General features: G+C 60.7%; 20 protein-coding genes and 1 tRNA gene. 11 read left to right on the top strand and 10 right to left on the bottom strand.

What is annotated here, in order from left to right; all coding sequences use genetic code 11:
- Positions 1–67: 67 nt before the first annotated feature.
- The 9 genes from AB5287_RS08890 to metA all read right to left on the bottom strand — a co-directional run bounded on the left by AB5287_RS08890 (position 68) and on the right by metA (position 8,561).
- Entirely contained in the window at positions 68–361 is a 294-nt protein-coding gene (locus AB5287_RS08890) for a F0F1 ATP synthase subunit epsilon (RefSeq protein WP_007054766.1), read from the bottom strand.
- Entirely contained in the window at positions 361–1,833 is a 1,473-nt protein-coding gene (gene atpD / locus AB5287_RS08885; RefSeq protein ID WP_007051478.1) for a F0F1 ATP synthase subunit beta, read from the bottom strand. Before atpD ends, AB5287_RS08890 begins: the two co-directional genes overlap by 1 nt.
- An 8-nt stretch (positions 1,834–1,841) precedes the next feature.
- Positions 1,842–2,765, bottom strand: a complete 924-nt coding sequence (locus tag AB5287_RS08880; protein WP_007051479.1) for a F0F1 ATP synthase subunit gamma — start codon at positions 2,763–2,765, stop codon at positions 1,842–1,844.
- A 3-nt stretch (positions 2,766–2,768) separates the two neighbouring features.
- On the bottom strand, positions 2,769–4,400 hold the full coding sequence (gene atpA / locus AB5287_RS08875; protein ID WP_007051480.1) for a F0F1 ATP synthase subunit alpha: 1,632 nt from the start codon (positions 4,398–4,400) through the stop codon (positions 2,769–2,771).
- Between the two features lie 75 nt (positions 4,401–4,475).
- Complete coding sequence (locus AB5287_RS08870) at positions 4,476–5,312, bottom strand: F0F1 ATP synthase subunit delta (protein WP_007054765.1); 837 nt, start codon at positions 5,310–5,312, stop codon at positions 4,476–4,478.
- A 34-nt stretch (positions 5,313–5,346) separates the two neighbouring features.
- Complete coding sequence (locus AB5287_RS08865; RefSeq protein ID WP_007051482.1) at positions 5,347–5,865, bottom strand: F0F1 ATP synthase subunit B; 519 nt, start codon at positions 5,863–5,865, stop codon at positions 5,347–5,349.
- 56 nt (positions 5,866–5,921) lie between these two features.
- Complete coding sequence (gene atpE, locus AB5287_RS08860; protein ID WP_003831420.1) at positions 5,922–6,149, bottom strand: ATP synthase F0 subunit C; 228 nt, start codon at positions 6,147–6,149, stop codon at positions 5,922–5,924.
- Positions 6,150–6,252: 103 nt separating this feature from the next.
- A complete protein-coding gene (gene atpB, locus AB5287_RS08855; RefSeq protein ID WP_007051483.1) occupies positions 6,253–7,065 on the bottom strand; it encodes a F0F1 ATP synthase subunit A in 813 nt (270 codons plus the stop codon).
- 461 nt (positions 7,066–7,526) lie between these two features.
- Positions 7,527–8,561 carry a homoserine O-succinyltransferase gene (metA, locus tag AB5287_RS08850; RefSeq protein ID WP_007051484.1) on the bottom strand — a complete coding sequence of 345 codons (1,035 nt, stop codon included), beginning with the start codon at positions 8,559–8,561 and terminating at the stop codon, positions 7,527–7,529.
- Between the two features lie 215 nt (positions 8,562–8,776).
- Here metA and AB5287_RS08845 point away from each other — a divergent pair.
- Together AB5287_RS08845 and AB5287_RS08840 are read left to right on the top strand one after the other, a co-directional pair.
- Positions 8,777–8,853: transfer RNA gene (locus AB5287_RS08845), tRNA-Met, on the top strand.
- 415 nt (positions 8,854–9,268) lie between these two features.
- A complete protein-coding gene (locus tag AB5287_RS08840) occupies positions 9,269–9,475 on the top strand; it encodes a helix-turn-helix transcriptional regulator (RefSeq protein WP_343017892.1) in 207 nt (68 codons plus the stop codon).
- A 182-nt stretch (positions 9,476–9,657) separates the two neighbouring features.
- On the opposite strand, the gene AB5287_RS08835 is transcribed toward AB5287_RS08840, so the two are convergent.
- Entirely contained in the window at positions 9,658–9,900 is a 243-nt protein-coding gene (locus AB5287_RS08835) for a hypothetical protein (RefSeq protein ID WP_347903475.1), read from the bottom strand.
- A 101-nt stretch (positions 9,901–10,001) separates the two neighbouring features.
- Here AB5287_RS08835 and AB5287_RS08830 point away from each other — a divergent pair, with 101 nt between their 5' ends.
- From AB5287_RS08830 to AB5287_RS08790, 9 genes are all read left to right on the top strand, one after another.
- Positions 10,002–10,238 (top strand): hypothetical protein, encoded by a 237-nt coding sequence (locus AB5287_RS08830; RefSeq protein WP_347903477.1) that lies wholly within the window; start codon positions 10,002–10,004, stop codon positions 10,236–10,238.
- Positions 10,235–10,390, top strand: coding sequence for a hypothetical protein (locus AB5287_RS08825; protein ID WP_347903479.1), 156 nt, complete (start codon positions 10,235–10,237; stop codon positions 10,388–10,390). The genes AB5287_RS08830 and AB5287_RS08825 overlap by 4 nt, the downstream gene beginning before the upstream one ends.
- A 571-nt stretch (positions 10,391–10,961) precedes the next feature.
- Positions 10,962–11,303: a hypothetical protein gene (locus AB5287_RS08820; protein WP_368108108.1), complete on the top strand. Its 342-nt coding sequence runs from the start codon at positions 10,962–10,964 to the stop codon at positions 11,301–11,303.
- A complete protein-coding gene (locus AB5287_RS08815) occupies positions 11,285–11,509 on the top strand; it encodes a DNA-binding protein (RefSeq protein WP_368221065.1) in 225 nt (74 codons plus the stop codon). The genes AB5287_RS08820 and AB5287_RS08815 overlap by 19 nt, the downstream gene beginning before the upstream one ends.
- The gene (locus tag AB5287_RS08810; RefSeq protein ID WP_347949455.1) at positions 11,499–12,221 is read left to right on the top strand and encodes an HNH endonuclease signature motif containing protein; all 723 of its coding nucleotides are present in this window, start codon (positions 11,499–11,501) and stop codon (positions 12,219–12,221) included. The genes AB5287_RS08815 and AB5287_RS08810 overlap by 11 nt, the downstream gene beginning before the upstream one ends.
- Positions 12,222–12,337: 116 nt before the next feature.
- Positions 12,338–12,652 carry a hypothetical protein gene (locus AB5287_RS08805; protein WP_195526908.1) on the top strand — a complete coding sequence of 105 codons (315 nt, stop codon included), beginning with the start codon at positions 12,338–12,340 and terminating at the stop codon, positions 12,650–12,652.
- On the top strand, positions 12,649–14,106 hold the full coding sequence (locus AB5287_RS08800) for a hypothetical protein (protein ID WP_229081588.1): 1,458 nt from the start codon (positions 12,649–12,651) through the stop codon (positions 14,104–14,106). The genes AB5287_RS08805 and AB5287_RS08800 overlap by 4 nt, the downstream gene beginning before the upstream one ends.
- An 83-nt stretch (positions 14,107–14,189) precedes the next feature.
- The gene (locus tag AB5287_RS08795; protein ID WP_195526907.1) at positions 14,190–15,338 is read left to right on the top strand and encodes a phage portal protein; all 1,149 of its coding nucleotides are present in this window, start codon (positions 14,190–14,192) and stop codon (positions 15,336–15,338) included.
- Positions 15,328–16,980, top strand: coding sequence for an HK97 family phage prohead protease (locus AB5287_RS08790; RefSeq protein WP_368108112.1), 1,653 nt, complete (start codon positions 15,328–15,330; stop codon positions 16,978–16,980). The genes AB5287_RS08795 and AB5287_RS08790 overlap by 11 nt, the downstream gene beginning before the upstream one ends.

The raw sequence follows: 16,980 nt of genomic DNA, 5'->3' as shown, positions 1-16,980 counted from the left end.
CACATGGCATACATAGCAAAAGGGGCTCTCTGGAAAACCAGAGAGCCCCTTAAGGAGTTGGTTCAGGTCACTCGGCGGTGCCGGAGTACTGGACGTCGTGGCCGCGCTCGACCGCCACGGTGAGTTTGTTCGAGTCGAAGGAAATGAATCCGTCGGTCACCTCGAACATGTGGCGATCGCCATCGGGCTCAACCACGGTGAGCGTACCCTGCTTGATCACCGTGAGCACAGGCTCATGGTCGGGCAGGATGCCCATGCCGCCCTCAGAGGCGGGAATGGTCACGCTCGTCGCCTCGCCGTGCCACACAGGGTGGTCAGCGGCGACGATGTTGACCTTCATCGTGGTTTTTTCCGCAGCCATCACGCACCCAGTTCCTTCTGCATGTTGTGCCACTTCTCTTCGAGGTCGTCGATGCCGCCGATGCCGGAGAACGCCTGCTCCGGGACGTCGTCGTACACGCCGTCGCAGATGCGGGTGAAGGCTTCGATGGTCTCGTCGGCCGGCACGTAGGAGCCGGGGCGACCGGTGAACTTCTCAGCCACATAGAAGTTCTGGCCGAGGAACTGCTCGATCTTACGAGCACGGTTCACGGTGGTCTTGTCCTCTTCGCCGAGCTCGTCGATACCGATCAGGGCGATGATGTCCTGCAGCTCCTTGTTACGCTGCAGAATCGCCTTGACGCGGTTGGCGCAGTCGTAGTGAGCCTGGCCCACGTAACGCGGATCGAGGATTCGCGAGGTGGAGCTCAGCGGGTCCACAGCCGGGTAGATACCCTTGGAGGCAATGTCACGAGAAAGCTCGGTGGTTGCATCCAAGTGGGCGAAGGTCGTGGCCGGGGCCGGGTCGGTGTAATCATCGGCCGGCACGTAAATGGCCTGCAACGAGGTGATCGAGTGACCACGGGTCGAGGTGATGCGCTCCTGGAGGGAACCCATCTCATCGGCCAGGTTCGGCTGGTACCCCACGGCGGAAGGCATACGACCCAGCAGGGTGGACACCTCGGAACCGGCCTGGGTGAAGCGGAAGATGTTGTCGATGAACAGCAGCACGTCCTGGTTCTGCACGTCACGGAAGTACTCTGCCATGGTCAGTGCGGTCAGCGGGACACGCAGACGGGTACCCGGCTGCTCATCCATCTGGCCGAAGACCAGTGCGGTCTTCTCAAGCACGCCGGCCTCGGCCATTTCGCCGATCAGATCGTTACCCTCACGGGTACGCTCGCCGACGCCAGCGAACACGGACACACCACCGTGGTTCTGGGCCACGCGCTGAATCATTTCCTGAATCAGCACGGTCTTGCCCACACCTGCACCACCGAACAGACCGATCTTGCCGCCCTGCACGTACGGGGTCAGCAGATCGATGACCTTGATGCCCGTTTCGAACATCTGGGTCTTGGACTCCAGCTGATCGAAGGCCGGCGGGTTGCGGTGGATAGGCCAACGCTCGGAGACGGTGATGGTCTCATCCGGCTTCTTGTTGAGGATGTTACCGGACACGTCGAAGACGTGGCCCTTGGTCACGTCGCCGACCGGCACGGAGATCGGGGCGCCGGTGTCGGAGACGGAGGCACCACGAACCAGGCCGTCGGTGGGCTTCAGAGCGACGCAACGGACCGTGGAATCACCGAGGTGCTGTTCGACCTCGAGGGTGATCTCGGTCTCCTTCGCCTCGCCTTCTTCCTTGGCGCTGGTGTTGACGATCGTTACTTTCAGGGCGTTGTAGATGTCGGGCAGATGACCCACCGGGAATTCAACGTCGATAACCGAGCCCTGGACGCGGGTGACGCGACCGTTGGTAGGCTCGGCCGCAGTGGTCTGGTTGTCAGCCATATGCGTTCCTACTCTTCCTTCTTGGTCAGCGCGTCAGCGCTGCCGATGATTTCGGTAAGTTCCTGGGTGATCGAGGCCTGGCGGGAAGCGTTGAGCTTGCGCGTAAGGTCGTCGATCAGGTTTCGTGCGTTGTCGGTTGCCGTGTGCATGGCGTTCTGGCGGCTTGCGGTTTCCGACGCGGCCGCGGTCAGCAGGCACTCGTGGATACGGGACTGAATGTACTTCGGCAGAATCGCATCCAGTACCTTTTCGAGGCTGGGCTCGAAAGTGTACAGCGGAGCGACATCCGCAGTAGCCGGTGCCTCTTCATCAGGATCGGGCACCTTGGTCTCGTTTTTCACGATTTCGACCGGCAGCATGCGCAGCACGCGCACCTTCTGCACCACCATGTTGATGAACTCGGTGTAGACGATGTAGAGTTCGGAAACTCCACCCTTCTCAGCCGGCTTCATGTAGGCGTCCATCAAGGTGTTGGAGATCGTTTCAGCAATTTCCACGCCGGGCTGGTCGGTGTCGCCTTCCCACGTCGCCGCGATGTCACGATTACGGTACTTGTAGTACGTCGAACCGCGACGCCCGTACACGAACAGCTCCGGCTGCTTGCCTGCCGCATCGAGGCGGGACAGCAGCGACTCCGTTTCACGGATAATCGAAGAGGTGTACGGGCCGGCCATACCACGATCCGAGGTGAGGGCGAGAACAGCCACGCGCGGGTTCTTCTCGTCCTTCACCGCGATCGGATGCGTGATATGGGTGTGGGCCACCAACGCTTGCACGGCATCGAAAATCGCATCGGTGTACGGCTTCGCGTTCAGGGCCACATCACGGGCCTTGGCGATATGCGAAGACGCGATCATCTCCTGAGCGTTGAAGATCTTCGCCAACGACTCGGTGGAGCGGATGCGTGATTTCAATGCGAGTTGCGAGCCCATGGCTTACTTTTCTCCCGCCACGATCTTTTCCTGATCGACCGGCGCGGCCTTGTCAACGTCCGGCTTCTTCTCGACCAGCGGCTTGCCGGCGGAAGAGACGAACGTCGAACGGAACTCGTCCACGGCCTTATCGAGGGCAGCCTCGGTGTCGGCGGTGAATTCCTCGGTCTCGCGAATGGTCTTGAGGATATCGGTGTTGTGGTCGATGTAGTCCAGCAGTCCCTGCTCGAACGGAAGGACGTCCTTCAGGTCGAGGTCGTCGAGCTTGCCGTGGGTGCCGGTCCATACGGACACGACTTCCTGTTCCGGCGAGTACGGGTGGAACTGCGGCTGCTTCAACAGCTCGGTCAGGTGGGCACCACGGGTCAACTGGGCCTTGGAAGCCGCATCCAGATCGGAGGCGAACATGGCGAAGGATTCCAGCGAACGGTACTGTGCCAGGGAGATCTTCAGCGTACCGGAGACCTTCTTCAGAGCCTTGGTCTGTGCGGCGCCACCGACTCGAGAGACGGAGATACCGACGTCCACGGCGGGGCGCTGGTTGGCGTTGAACAGATCGGACTGCAGGAAGATCTGGCCGTCAGTGATGGAGATCACGTTGGTCGGGATGTAGGCGGACACATCGTTCGCCTTGGTCTCGACGATCGGCAGACCCGTCATCGAACCGCCGCCCAGGTCATCGGAGACCTTGGCGCAACGTTCGAGCAGGCGGGAGTGCAGGTAGAACACATCACCCGGGTAGGCTTCACGCCCCGGCGGGCGGCGCAGCAGCAGGGAAATCGAACGATAGGCCTCTGCCTGCTTGGACAAGTCATCGAAGACGATGAGCACATGCTTGCCGTTGTACATCCAGTGCTGGCCGATGGCCGAGCCGGTGTACGGGGCGATGTACTTGAAGCCAGCGGAATCGGCTGCCGGGGAGGCCACGATGGTGGTGTACTCCATGGCGCCGGCGTCTTCCAGGCTCTGCTTCACCGAGGCGATGGTGGAGCCCTTCTGGCCGATGGCCACGTAGATGCAGCGGACCTGCTTCTTCGGGTCGCCGGATTCCCAGTTGGCCTTCTGGTTGATGATGGTATCGATCGCGATGGCGGTCTTACCGGTCTGGCGGTCGCCGATGATGAGCTGGCGCTGGCCGCGGCCGATCGGGGTCATCGCGTCGATGGCCTTGAGGCCGGTGGACAGCGGCTCGTCGACCGGGTGGCGGTGCATCACGTCGGGGGCCTGGGCTTCGAGGATACGACGACCCTCAATGCCCTGGATCTCGCCGAGGCCGTCGAGCGGCTTGCCCAGCGGGTCCACGACGCGGCCGAGATAGCCGTCGCCGACGGGCACGGAAAGCACTTCGCCGGTGCGTCGCACTTCCTGGCCTTCCTCAATTCCAGCGAAATCGCCGAGGATCACCACGCCGATCTCACGGGCGTCAAGGTTGAACGCCAGGCCGAGCGTGCCGTCTTCGAACGTCAGCAGCTCATTGGCCATGCAACCAGGCAATCCCGTCACGTGTGCAATGCCGTCACCGGCCGTGGCGACATAGCCCACTTCCTGGGTGGGGGTGTCGCTCGGCTTGTACGACGACACGAAGTCGTCGAGGGCCTTGCGAATCGAGGCGGGATCGATGGTCAGTTCTGCCATGATCACTCCTTCTATTGGTTATTGTTCAGTCAAGTCTTTGCTTGTGTGTGGTGTTGGACGGATTGGCTCGGCCGGTCAGGCCGGAGTCGCCTCCGTCTGCACCTTGCGATGCAGGTTCTGCAGCTGTGCGACCACGGTGTTGTCCGTGACTTCGTCGCCCACCTGGATGCGCATGCCACCCAGCACGGTCGGGTCGACCACCGAGTTGATGTGCACCTGACGGCCCACCTTGGCGGAGTAGACCTCGACCAGTCGCTTGATCTGCTCCTTCTTCAGCGGGGTGGCGGTGGTCACGGTGACCATCGACTCGCCCATGTGGCGGGAGAACTTGTTGATCAGCCACTGGATGGTCTCCAAGTAGCGGCGGCGGCGCAGGTTGCAAGTGGCGTGTTCGGCGAGCCTCATGGTGACCTTGTTCAGGGTCTTGCCAGAGAACACCTCGCGGAACAGCTTCACACGGGCCTCGCTGGTGGCCTGGTAGTCGTACAGCTTGGCGCGTACGACCGGCAGGTTCAGCAGTGCGGAATGCAGCTCGGACAGCTCGATGGATACCTGCAGCGTGGCGTCAGTGGCGTCCGCGTAGTACATCATGGCGTCCACGCCGAAGTCTTCCACTGCGTTGGCGATGTCGCGCGCACGGCTCCAACGGCGGGAGACCAAGTCAGTCATGATCTCCATGGTCATCGGATGCGCGTTGTCACCGAGCAGTTCCTTCAGGACGGCCACCTTGTCGGCAACCGGGCGGGACGGGTCGGTCAGTGCGCGCTCCAGCTGAATGCTGTCATCGAGCACCTTGGTGATCGTGAACAGTTCGTTGCCGATCCGCCACGCGTCCTCACGGGTGTCGCGCAGTTTCGGGGCCAGCGAATCACGCGACTCGCGGTCTGCAATACGTGATGCCTCTCCTCGCATGGTCACCTCCCTTTCTGGTTACGGATGGTCACGGTCACTTCTTGGCGCCCAGGTCGTCGATCATCGAATCGATCATCGAGGACTGCACGTCGTTGTCTTCCAGCTTGGCACCGAGGATCTTGCCGGCCAGGGCGGTGGCAAGTGCGCCGACCTCGCCCTTGAGCGAGACGATGGCCTGCTGGTGCTGGGATTCGATCGAGCGCTGTGCGGATGCGGTGATCTGGGCCGCATCGGACTCGGCGCGGGAACGAGCGTCGGCGATGATGTGGGACGCTTCCGCACGGGCGTCGTCGCGAATCTTGGCGGCGTCCACACGGGCGGTGCTCAGCTGGGCCTCATACTTGGCCTTGGCCTCGTCGGCGTCCTTCCTAGCCTGCTCCGCCTTGGCGATGTTGCCCTGAATCTTGGCGGCGCGCTCGTCGAAGATCGCATTGAACTTCGGCATGAAGAACTTGTAGAAGAACACCGCAACGATGACAAGAATGATCAGCGACCATACGATGTCATAAACCTCAGGAATGAACAGGTCAATCCCGCTTGCTGCTTGTGTCATCAAGCCCTCCTTTCAGTGATGGACATAATCGGTTTTCGTCTGTTGATCTGCGCAGATCAGATGATCAGGGCGGCGACGAAGCCGATCAGTGCCAGCACCTCGACCAGAGCCAGGCCGATGAACATGATGGTCTGGATCTTGCCGGACATCTCAGGCTGACGAGCGGTGGATTCCATGGCCTTGCCGAAGAGGATGCCCAGACCAATGCCAGGGCCAAGAGTACCGATACCGTAACCGATGACGGACAGGTTGCCGGCGACCTCTGCGAGGGTGATGATATCCATTGTGTTTCCTTTCTAACGTACTTGGCGACGTTATAAATCTTGGGGTTTGGTCGGTCTGCGATTTTCCCAGACCGGGGACCGGAAGCGGCGGGTTAGTCGCCCGTCACTCTTCCGGGAAGCTCAGGTTGATGTACACGGTGGAAAGAATCGCGAAGACGTAGGCTTGCAGGAAGGCGACGAACGCCTCGAAGCAGGTCATGGCGAAACCACCGGCGAACCACAGCGCACCCACCGGGATGCCCTGCAGCTTGTTGACCGCGTCAACCATCCAGAACTGTGCGAACGCCAGGCAGGTGGCGACCATAAGGTGGCCGGAAACCATGTTGGCGAACAGACGGATGGTCAGGGAGGCCGGGCGGATGATCAACAGCTCAAGCAGGTTGATCGGAGCCAGCAGGAAATAGACCGGCCACGGCACACCGGGGGTGAACAGCTCGTGGCGCAGATAGTGGCCGAGGCCCTGCGAGCGGATGGCGGCGATCCAGTACTGGATCAGTGTCCAGACAGCGAACACGAGCGGCATGACCACCGTGGCGTTGGCCGCCATGTTCATACCTGGAATGATGCCGCACAGGTTGAAAATGAAGATCGTGAAGAACAGGGTGGTGATCATCGGCACGTAGCGCTTGCCACGGGCCTCACCCATCACGTCATACACGACCTTGTCGCGCACGAAGTCGAGACCGTACTCGACTACGCCCTGCCAACGGCCGGGGATGAGCTTGGCGCGCTTTGCGGTCACGCCGAGCACCACCAACAGCACGATGGTTGCCACGATACGAATCAAAATAATGCGGTTGATGGCAAACGGAGTTCCCTGGAACAGAATCTCCGGGGGAAGGAAGTCATCAACCGAGGGCAGATGAGCGCCTGCCTCGTCAGCCAACAGCAATCCTGCGCTGAGCGAACCGACCATATCACGCCTCCTGCTTCTTCAATGTCAGGTGTCAGTTTAAACCCACCGGGCAGGCAAATGTGACGTGCTCGTTACTTTCGTCTTTTTTTGTCTCCTCGGTGTGGAGTCTGCCGGGCATGGACACGGAGTCTGCGCTGGGCATTCGGCTCCGAATGACTGAAGAGTGATTATTTGCCTGCGTCTAGACAATGTCAATATTATACCGGCGAGTCTCCTGAAATCCCTACTGCTGCAAGGTTTTCCCGGGCGTTTCGCGAACGTTGTGCACTATTGGTCGCATTACGCGGATGTGTGGCATTACGTTCATCAAGCCGTCCACATCGTGGACGAACAACCGTCCACGCTACGAACGCAACCTCCAACAGTAGCTCCCTCTGATGGGCCGAGCCGTGAAGGAGAAGCAAAGGAGCTCCCCGTCGAGGGGAGCTGTCGTCGTAGGCGACTGAGGGGAGATCGTAGGCTCAGCCCTGAATCACCCCATACCCGTCATGCACAAACGGCTTGAAATCATCCTGGCGCGGCCCGCCCGGCTCATGCCGAATCGAACGATCAGTACCGAGCTTCTTCTCAGCCCTGAGCTGCGGCACCTCGGTCAGGTCATACGGCGTGGTCTGGTACACCCAGTTGAGCCAGTTGCGCCACAGCAGATTGGCGTGGGCGCGCCAGGCGAACAACGGTTCCAGCTTCGGATCGTCATGCGGGAAGTAGTTCTTCGGGAAGGGCACGTTGGTCATGCCCTTGGCCATATCGCGCTCGTATTCTTCGGCGAGCGTGTACTTGCCGTACTCCCAATGGCCGAGCGCGAACACTTCGGAGAAGTCACGCGTGGCGATCAGGCCCGGGCCGGACTGCGGCCCCCAAGTCAAGATCTGAAGGTCATGGTTGGCACGTACCTCGTTTTCGTTCACGCCGGCGAGGCGGGAGTGCGGCTGCAGATCAATCTCGTCGAAGCCATTGGTCAGGAAGCAGTATTCATCCTGCAGGTACTGCGGGAATACGCCGAAAATCTTCTCGGGGTAATCCACCTTGTGGATGCCGTAGCGGTAGTACAGTGCGCCCATCGCACCCCAGCACAGGTACATGGTGGAGAACACATGGGTGGAGGCCCAGTCGAGAATCGTCTTGAACTCGTCCCAGTAGTCCACATCTTCGAACGGCATATGCTCTACAGGCGCGCCGGTGACCACAAAACCGTCGTAATAGTTGTCTTTGAACGCATCGAGGTTTTCGTAGAACTTGACGAGATGATCGGCGGAAACGTGCGTGGCCTCATGCGTGGAGGTCTTCATGAAGTCGATTTCGACCTGCAGCGGCGACTTGGAAATCAGACGCAGCAGCTGCGTTTCAGTCTCGATTTTCTTAGGCATCAAGTTCAGGATCACCAGTTTGAGCGGGCGGACGCGCTGACGCTCCGCCTCGGGCTTCTCCAGAGCGAAGATGCGCTCCGAATCGAGGATATCTCTGGCCGGCAGGCCACTGGGGATCTTGATAGGCATGTTCCTATTATGTCAATATTTGGGATAACGGTTCAGGGCATTCCTATAACGGCCATTTATGGCGCGTTATCACCCCAACTCCGACTCCGCCCCAAATCCCTCGCCGCGTGAGCCGATTCACGTTTTAAAACCGCGGGAAGATGACGCGACACGCCGATGTTGACTTTCTGGAATCTGCACCTATTGTAGGTAGAGCTGTCTGAGAGACAAGCCGACGCGGGGTGGAGCAGCTCGGTAGCTCGCTGGGCTCATAACCCAGAGGTCCATGGTTCAAATCCATGCCCCGCTACCACTTGACCGCCGTTCCCATTATCGGAACGGCGGTTTTTTATATATTCCATGGCTTTTGCTGGCGTTAAGTTCTCATCCAGCAAAGCCATCAACGGGACGCCGAAGAAATCGGCCGCCGCGCAAGTTTCGTCAATGGTCCAATCGGCCTTGCTCTGAAGCCTCGACGCCATCGATTGCGGCGAGAGTCCCATTGCCTTAGCAAGGTCCTTCTTCATTAAACCGCTGTTGGACAAGATCATGTTCGCATTCATCGCAACAACGTCCTGCCTGCGCAATGTAGCGCTCGGCTGAATATCTAGCATTGTCATGAAATTCATTTTACTACGGTTTTAGCGTAGTACTCGGCGTGTTGGCTACGTCATATGGTTAATCTTTGGTCTAGAACTTCATCAAATCTTTAGTCTGAAAGTTTTTAAATGATTAGTCAGATAAGAAAACTCATGAGAGACAATCACGTCACACAGCGCGATCTGGCGCATGAGCTAGGCGTCTCCGAGCAGGCCATCAGCGACAAATTCCATGGCCGCTCAAATTTCACGTTGCGTGATGTGTCGCGCATAGCCGACTTTTTTGACGTTTCCACTGATCTCGTGCTTGGCCGCGAGCCATTGGGGGTGAAGTGATGCTGCTCCATGATGCTGCCGGCTCCATTGTCGTGGTCTCGGCTGAATCCGTGAAGATGGCTGGCGAGGACTGCATCGTCCTTAATGCGCGCGCCGTGTACATCCATAATCAGGCGCTGACGCCAGAGCAGGCCGCGATTGTCAAGCGTGGTGTCATGGCCACGCTCGACGATCCAGCGGCGTTAGAAGATCTGCATGGGAAGCACGACGTCACCGGCATCGATCTGCCACCACGGAACGGCCTTGGGGTTGATGGTGATGGCATGGATGCTCATGTCGGGAAACCTGACGGTCTGGATGAAGCTGTCACCAGACTTCAGACGTTCGGAGAGTCCACTGACCGTGGAGGCCGTCGCACCAGTGATGGTAAGCGGCGTGGTCGTTCCCAGGTAAAGGGCGAAATCGAACGTGTTTTCGTCACTCATTGTTCTTCCTTCCTCCGTTGTTTGAAAGGTTTGGTTTGTGCGATTACAAGCCTATCGCTGCGGAGGAAGGAGCCTAAATCCATGAATCAAGGAGCAGTGAAATGAGTGTTTTCAATCCGGAATGCACCAGCAATTACTTCCAGGTGCTGGACATCGACCCGTCGGAATGCACCGGCGGCAAGCCCTACGGCTTCAAGTGCCGTATCAAGGTGGCCGGAAGCACGTTCGGGTTCGATGGCTTGGACATGGGCGACCTTCAGGCGATGAAGGGCGCGATCAACAAGGCGATGACGCACGCGAGGCGTGCCCGTCGTGAATGGGAAGGAGCCCAGGAATGAGCGTCACAGTCAAGCGGGTGGATGGCAAGCGGCATTGCTTCTTCGAGCTGATCGTTGAGGAGGACGGCATGACGGTGCGCGTCCCGTTCAACGGCGTCGAGCTTGAGGACTTGGAAAGGCAGATCAACCGCTGCTTCAACGAGGAGGATTGACCGTGAAACGTTTCATCAAGACCGTCATACTGCTGCTGGTAAGCCCGTTCGTGTTCCTCATGCTCGGGATTACCCTCGCCGTCGTCCGGTTTGGCGAGTTCCTCACCGACGACGACTGACGGCATCCGATAACTTCATAGCCCTTGACCCAGCCGAAGGTCGGTTGCTGGTGAGGCGTGATAAAGCACCCGGCCGCGCCTTGCCCAGCGCGTTACAAACACGCCCGGAATGCCGGGCGGTTACCACGGCCCCAGCGGGGAGCTATGCGGGTGTATACAGATCGCTTCACGGCGTCTTGTTCGGGCGCAACTGGGGACCATCGCCGGCATACGTGCCGGGCTGTGCGGCGAGACCTTGCGCGCGGCTTCGGCCGCTGACCTATGCGACGGCGCGGCTCCGTTACGAAGCAACCTTGCATGGCGAACCCTAACCCGGAAAACACTTGAGCAATCTTGTGTTTTCCTGGCTGGGTTCCCCGCTCTAACGCCCCACCACCCGAAGGGCATATCATCCACAATTCTTATCCACTTATCCACAGTTCTTATCCACAATATGAAACGAGGTTCGAGACATGGGTTATTCGGTTGATTACAAGCCAACACGCCGACGTGCCAAGAGGACGGTGCCGAAGAACAAGGCCCAGCGCACGAGGGACATCAAGAACGCCATTCGATGGAATATCAGGCAATTGGAGCATGACACTGTTGGAGCGGACACCATTGCGCGTTCCCTTGCCATCAGTATGCTTCGACTGAACAAGATCGCGCCGACGGCCGACCCTAGCGGCGACCATGTGATGCAGCAGCTTATCAGCGACGGTATCTTGGGCAAGACCGAGAGGCGCGGAAGTGTGCAGGTGTTCGACCGTGCCGAGTTGTTGACATCGCTCAAGGCTTGGGTTGGTTTGCTGTGAACCCGCGCGCGAAGCTCACGGCCAAACAGGCGGCCCTATATCTGGGCGTGAGCGAAAGCCTGTTGCGCAAGTGGCGCGGCGAACATTACGGCCCGGTGTTCTACCGGCCCACGGACGTGCCCAACTGCCCCGTGCTGTACGAGTTGTCGGACTTGGACATGTTCGTAGCGCAGCGCAAACGCAAGGCGGCCCAGAGTGCCGCGTAGACAAGTAGTCGCCCCGTCAATCCGTTCGGCCGAGATAGCGGCGTGGGGCAACGACTGTTGGTTGGAACTGCCCGGCTGCACGAAGGTTGGCACCGAAGACGATCACATAGTGCCCCATGCGCATGGCGGCAAGGACACCGTGCCGAACCTACGCCGCGCGTGCAAGCATTGCAACGCTTCACGGCAAGACCGCGTGCTGTATGGCTATGGCTGCCGCTTGCACATGATCGTATGCCCGCCCGGCTCATGCGACCGGGAGGCCGTGGACTACATAGCACAGCACGCGAAGCCAAGCGACCCGGTTGTGTCGTGGGCTTCGCTGGCCGTCGCCATGCGCGTGGACGAAGCGGACATGGAGCAGCGGCGGGCCGTGGCCATGGCCTGGTCTGCCGCCTACCGCCAGTTCGCCAAGAGCCGCGCGCCGTTGGACGTGTGGCTGGTGCGCACCATACCAGCCAGCCGCAAGCACCCGCAGATGCTGGCCGAGTGGATAGCGCTGGACTACGACATCCGAGTGCTAGACCCCGGCTATGCCGAGAGCATGGCACGGGCACGTAACGACATGCACCGGCAGCTGGTGCGCCAGTGGTACGCCCTCCACCTGTCACAAGAGACGATAGACGCGAGGCAAGCGGCCCGCCGCCAGCGACTCGCGGCCCTTGGCTTGCGCTCCATGCCATCTTCGGTGCCTTCATCGCGCCCGGAATGGTGATTTTTTAAACTCACGGCGCCGGGAAAGACCCCGCGCCCAGTTTTTTCTCCCCCCAACACAGGAGAAAAACGGCACGAAAACGTTGGAACATCAAGGAAAAGAAAGGATACGGATAAATGAGCCAAAACACGTTCGACATTTTCGACGATACCGCCGGCCGGCACGTCGGGCAACAGGAAAAGGCCACCCGTCGGCTGATCGAGAGCCTTACCGAGCGTTCGGGCGGCGACCTTGACCCGTTCGCCACCACGCTATGCGCCAGCCTGTTGTCCTTGGCCCAGAACATCGACACACAGCGCAACGCCGGCAAGGAGATCAGCCGCAACATGAACACGTACCTGGACAACGTGCAGCGCCTTCAGGACATGTACCCGCCGGAACCGAAGGTGGACGAAGACGTGGCCGCCTACTTGGCCGAGGCGAAGGCATGACCAGGGAACCGCCGCTTATGCGAGCCGGAACGCGCCGCGACCCATCGCGCCGCACAGACGGCAACGTGGTGGCGCGCACTGCCGAACTGTTGGGCAAACCGTTGTTGCCTTGGCAACGGTACGTCGCGGACGTGGCCGGCGAACTGGACGACGCCACAGGCACGTACCGGTATGACACCATCGTGCTTACCACGCCCCGCCAGTGCGGCAAAAGCACGTTGATAGACACCGAGGACACGCGCAACGCCCAGCTTGGACGCGATAGGAAGATCTATTACCTTGCCCAGACCGGCAAGGACGCCGAACAGCATTTCAAGGAATACGTGAAGCAACTGAGGGACAGCCGGCTGGCACCGCTGGCCCTGAAGCCACGACTGAGCAACGGCGGCATGGAACAGCGGTTCGCCAACGGCAGCTTCATACGCCCTTTGGCCGTCACGAAGGTGGCCGGCCACGGCGTGCAGATGGACAAATTCACCCTGGACGAGGCTTTTAGCCTGACCGAAGAGGCCGGCTATATGATCTTGGACGGCTTGGGGCCGACCATGAACACCCGCTTGCGCTTCACCGGCGTGCAACCACAGATGTGGATTACATCGACCGAAGGCACGGCCGCTTCGACGTTCTTCAACACTCTGTTGGACGGCTTGCGCGCCGGCGACGTGCCCGAACGCACGGCGTGGTTCGACTTCGGCTTGCCCGATGATGAAGACCCCGAAGACCTCAAGGCCGTGGCACGATGGCACCCGGCCGCCGGCCTGTTGTGGGACTTGCGCCAGTTGGCCGACTTCCGCCAGCAGTTCGGGGACAACAAGGCCGGTTGGGCGCGAGCCTTCGCCAACCGGCGCGACGTGGGCATAGCCGAGCGCATCATATCGGCCGACCTGTGGAACGCCACCACATGCTGGCCGATAGCGCCCGGCGACTTGGCCGGCCGGCCTGTGGTGTTCGGTGCCGCCGTGGACGTTGACGCCACCCACACGGCGATTAGCGCCGGAATATTGGAACACGACGGCACCGTTAACGTGCAGTTGCTCAAGGTGCTGGACGGCACCGGCGCGGCACCCAATGAGATAACCAGGCTGTGCGCCACCTACGACGCGCCCCTGTGCATGGACTCGCGCGGACCGAACGGCGACTTGTGCGACCGGCTGAAGGCGTTGGCCGACATCAACGGCGACCCGGTTGTGCGTTTCGTGGACATGCAAGCCGGCGATTTTCTCAGCGTGGGCCAGGCGTTCGTGAGCGGCCTTGAGAACGGCACCGTGCGGCACGCGGCCGACACCGAGCTGGACGCCAGCGCGGCGAACAGCGCGCGCGCATGGAGCGGCGACGCTTGGCGCATATCACGGCGCGGCAGCACCGGCAAGACATCACCGCTCGAAAGCGCCATGCTTGCCGCGTGGGGCGTATCCCACCGGCCCGAACCCGAAGGGCCGTTGCAAATATTCTGACCATGTACGGCTGTGGCGGACTGTGGCGGGCAATGGCGCGCGCCACTCGCCACGGCCATGCGTGAGCGCGCATGATGTGTCGCATGAACGACTTCGGTTTTTTTCAGCGGCTACGCTTCGCCGGCAAGATCATCACGCGCGGCGTGGCCGCCGTGGACGACATGCCGGCCGAGATAATGCCGCCAAGCCGCACGGCCGCGTATGACCCGCTGCAACTGTCCACCGTGTTCCGTGGCGTCCAGGTGCTCCAGACCGCAATCGCCGGCTTGCCGTTGCACGAAATGCGCGGCGGCGTGAAACTCAACACGCTTACGTCCATCATCGACCGCCCGGACGCCAACCGAAGCCGCCGCGACTTCATAAGCGACATCGTGGCGTCGCTGTGCTTGGACGGCAACGCGTTCGTTCGCAAACTGCGCTATGACGGCGAAGTGGTGTCGTGCCAAGTCTTGCCGCCGTCTCTGGTGACCGTGCGCGACGATGGCCGCGACCCCGCCGCGCCGGTGCTTCGCTATTCGTATCTTGGCCGCGAGTACACGCCGGATGAAATCACACACCTGAAGTTCCTGAACGTTCCCGGCCGGTTGCGTGGCCTTGGCCCCATTTCGGCGGCGCGCGAAGAGGTGGAGGGCGCGAAGATGGCCCGCGACTACAAGGCCCGGTTCTACACCGATAGCAGCAACGTTAAGGGCTATCTGAAGAGCGACCAGAAGATCACGCCCGACAGCGCGAAACAGGCGAAGGACGATTGGGGCAAGGCCGGCAAGGCCGGAGACATCAAGGTGGTTGGCAGCAACCTAACCTATGTGCCCTTGGACATGAAGCCGGCCGACCTTCAGTTTTTGGAAACACAGAAGTTCGACACCACCCAGATCGCCCGCCTGTTGGGCATCCCGGCCAGCATCATGCTTGCCGCCGTGGACGGCAGCAACCTCACCTATTCCAACATCGAGCAATCGTGGATTGAGTTTGCGGACTACACGCTGGCCGCCTACACGGGCGAGATCGAGGAACTTCTAAGTTCTTTGCTACCGCGTGGCCGCGTTGTGCGCTTCGACTGGGATAGTTCGCGCCGCGCCGATATGGCCGACCGTTACAACGCCTACAAGACCGCCATCGGCTCCGGGTGGCTCACCGTGGACGACGTGCGCGACCGCGAGGGCTTGCCGCCGTTGACGCCCGAACAGGCGGCCCAGATTCAACAGATCGGAGGAACCACCAATGAGCAATGAGCACGACGAAAGGCTTATGGAGGCGCGCACGCTCAACGTCACCGGCCTACGCTTGCGTGACACCGGCGACACCGGCGACGGCATGACCTTGGAGGGCGTGGCCGTGCCCTTCAATCAGCGATATGCGCTGTTTAGTGATTACGCCGAGGTGATAGACCCCGATTGCGACTTCGGCACCCGCAAGACCGTGAAAGTGAGCCGCGAGCATGGCGACCTTATCGGCAAGCTGACCGACATGCGCCGCGAAGCGGACGGCTTGCACGTCGTGGCGAAGCTGGCCGACACCGAAAGCGGGCGCGAGGCCGCCGAACTGGTGCGTGAAGGCGTCTACGACGGCTTCAGCATCGGCTTCAGGCCGGTGGAAAACAGGGTTATCGACTCGGACGACGGCGTTACCGAAGTCCACCGTAGGGCAATCGACCTGTTCGAGGTGGCCGTTACCGGCATCCCCGCGTATCCGGCCGCCGAAATCACCGGCCAGCGTTCCCAGACCATCACAACCAACAACAACGACGAAGGAATGGAGGCACCCGTTATGGGCGACAACACCAACAACGAACAGCGCGATAACGCCATGAACGAACGCTTGGAGGCGTTCAGTGAGGAACTGCGCGGCATCAAGGCCACCGTGGCCGCCGGCATCCAGACCACCCCGCCGGCCGAGCTGGGCGGCGAGTTCCGCACCGCCGGCGACTATCTCAAGGCGCTGAGCGACGAACGCAATGCCGACCACGCGGCCGCCATCGACCTTATGCGCCAGACCCGCGACGCCATCGTTACCGGCGACACCGGCAACACCGTGGCATGGATTGCCGATGACTTACGCCTGATCGAACAGCGCCGCAAGGTGACGAACATCCTCACCCGCGACACGCTGCCGGCCACCGGTATGAGCATGGAATACAACGTGGTCTCCGAGGACACCACGGCCGTGGACAAGCAGACCGCCGAGGGCGCGGCCCTGACCTTCGGCAAGGTGAAGTTCGGCACCAAGACCGCCGACATCAACACTTATGGCGGCTACACCACGCTTTCGCGCCAGACCATCGAGCGCAGCACCACCCCCATGCTCAACACGGCGCTGAAGGCCCTGAACAACGCCTACGCGAAGTCCACCGAAAACGCCGTGCGCACCTACCTGTACGACCTCATCAAGTCCCAGCGCGACGCGACCGACAACCCGAACAACATCACGGCTCCGGCCGCTTTGAACGACATGACGACAGACCAGTGGGCCGGCCTTATCCTTGACGCCGCCGAGGTGATGGACGATAGGAACGCGGCCATGACCCGTCTGGGCGTTTCCAAGGACGTGGCGCTGGCCCTTATCAAGCTCAAGGACTCGGGCAACCGGTTCATGGACATTTCCGGCAAGGGGTCGGATACCATCGGCGCTTTCGACGTCACCGGCGTGGTGGGCGACCTCATGCGCGTGCCGGTGTACTTGCTGCCGAAGGCCCCGACCGGCACCGCCGCGTTCATCGACCCGACCGCCGTCACCGTGTGGGAGAGCGGCGGCCCCACCCAGCTTTCCAACACCGACCCAGTGAACATCGTGGACAACTATTCGGTGTACGGGTACATGGCCGTGGCCGCGACCTTCACCGACGGCTTGTTGCCTGTCAAGTTCGCTGCCGCATGA

This window comes from Bifidobacterium sp. RTP21102st3_E2_RTP21102_210122 (genome assembly GCF_040916945.1).
In the GTDB taxonomy this organism is placed as follows: Bacteria; Actinomycetota; Actinomycetes; order Actinomycetales; family Bifidobacteriaceae; genus Bifidobacterium; species Bifidobacterium longum.
This window is presented reverse-complemented; position numbering and strand designations above follow the sequence as displayed.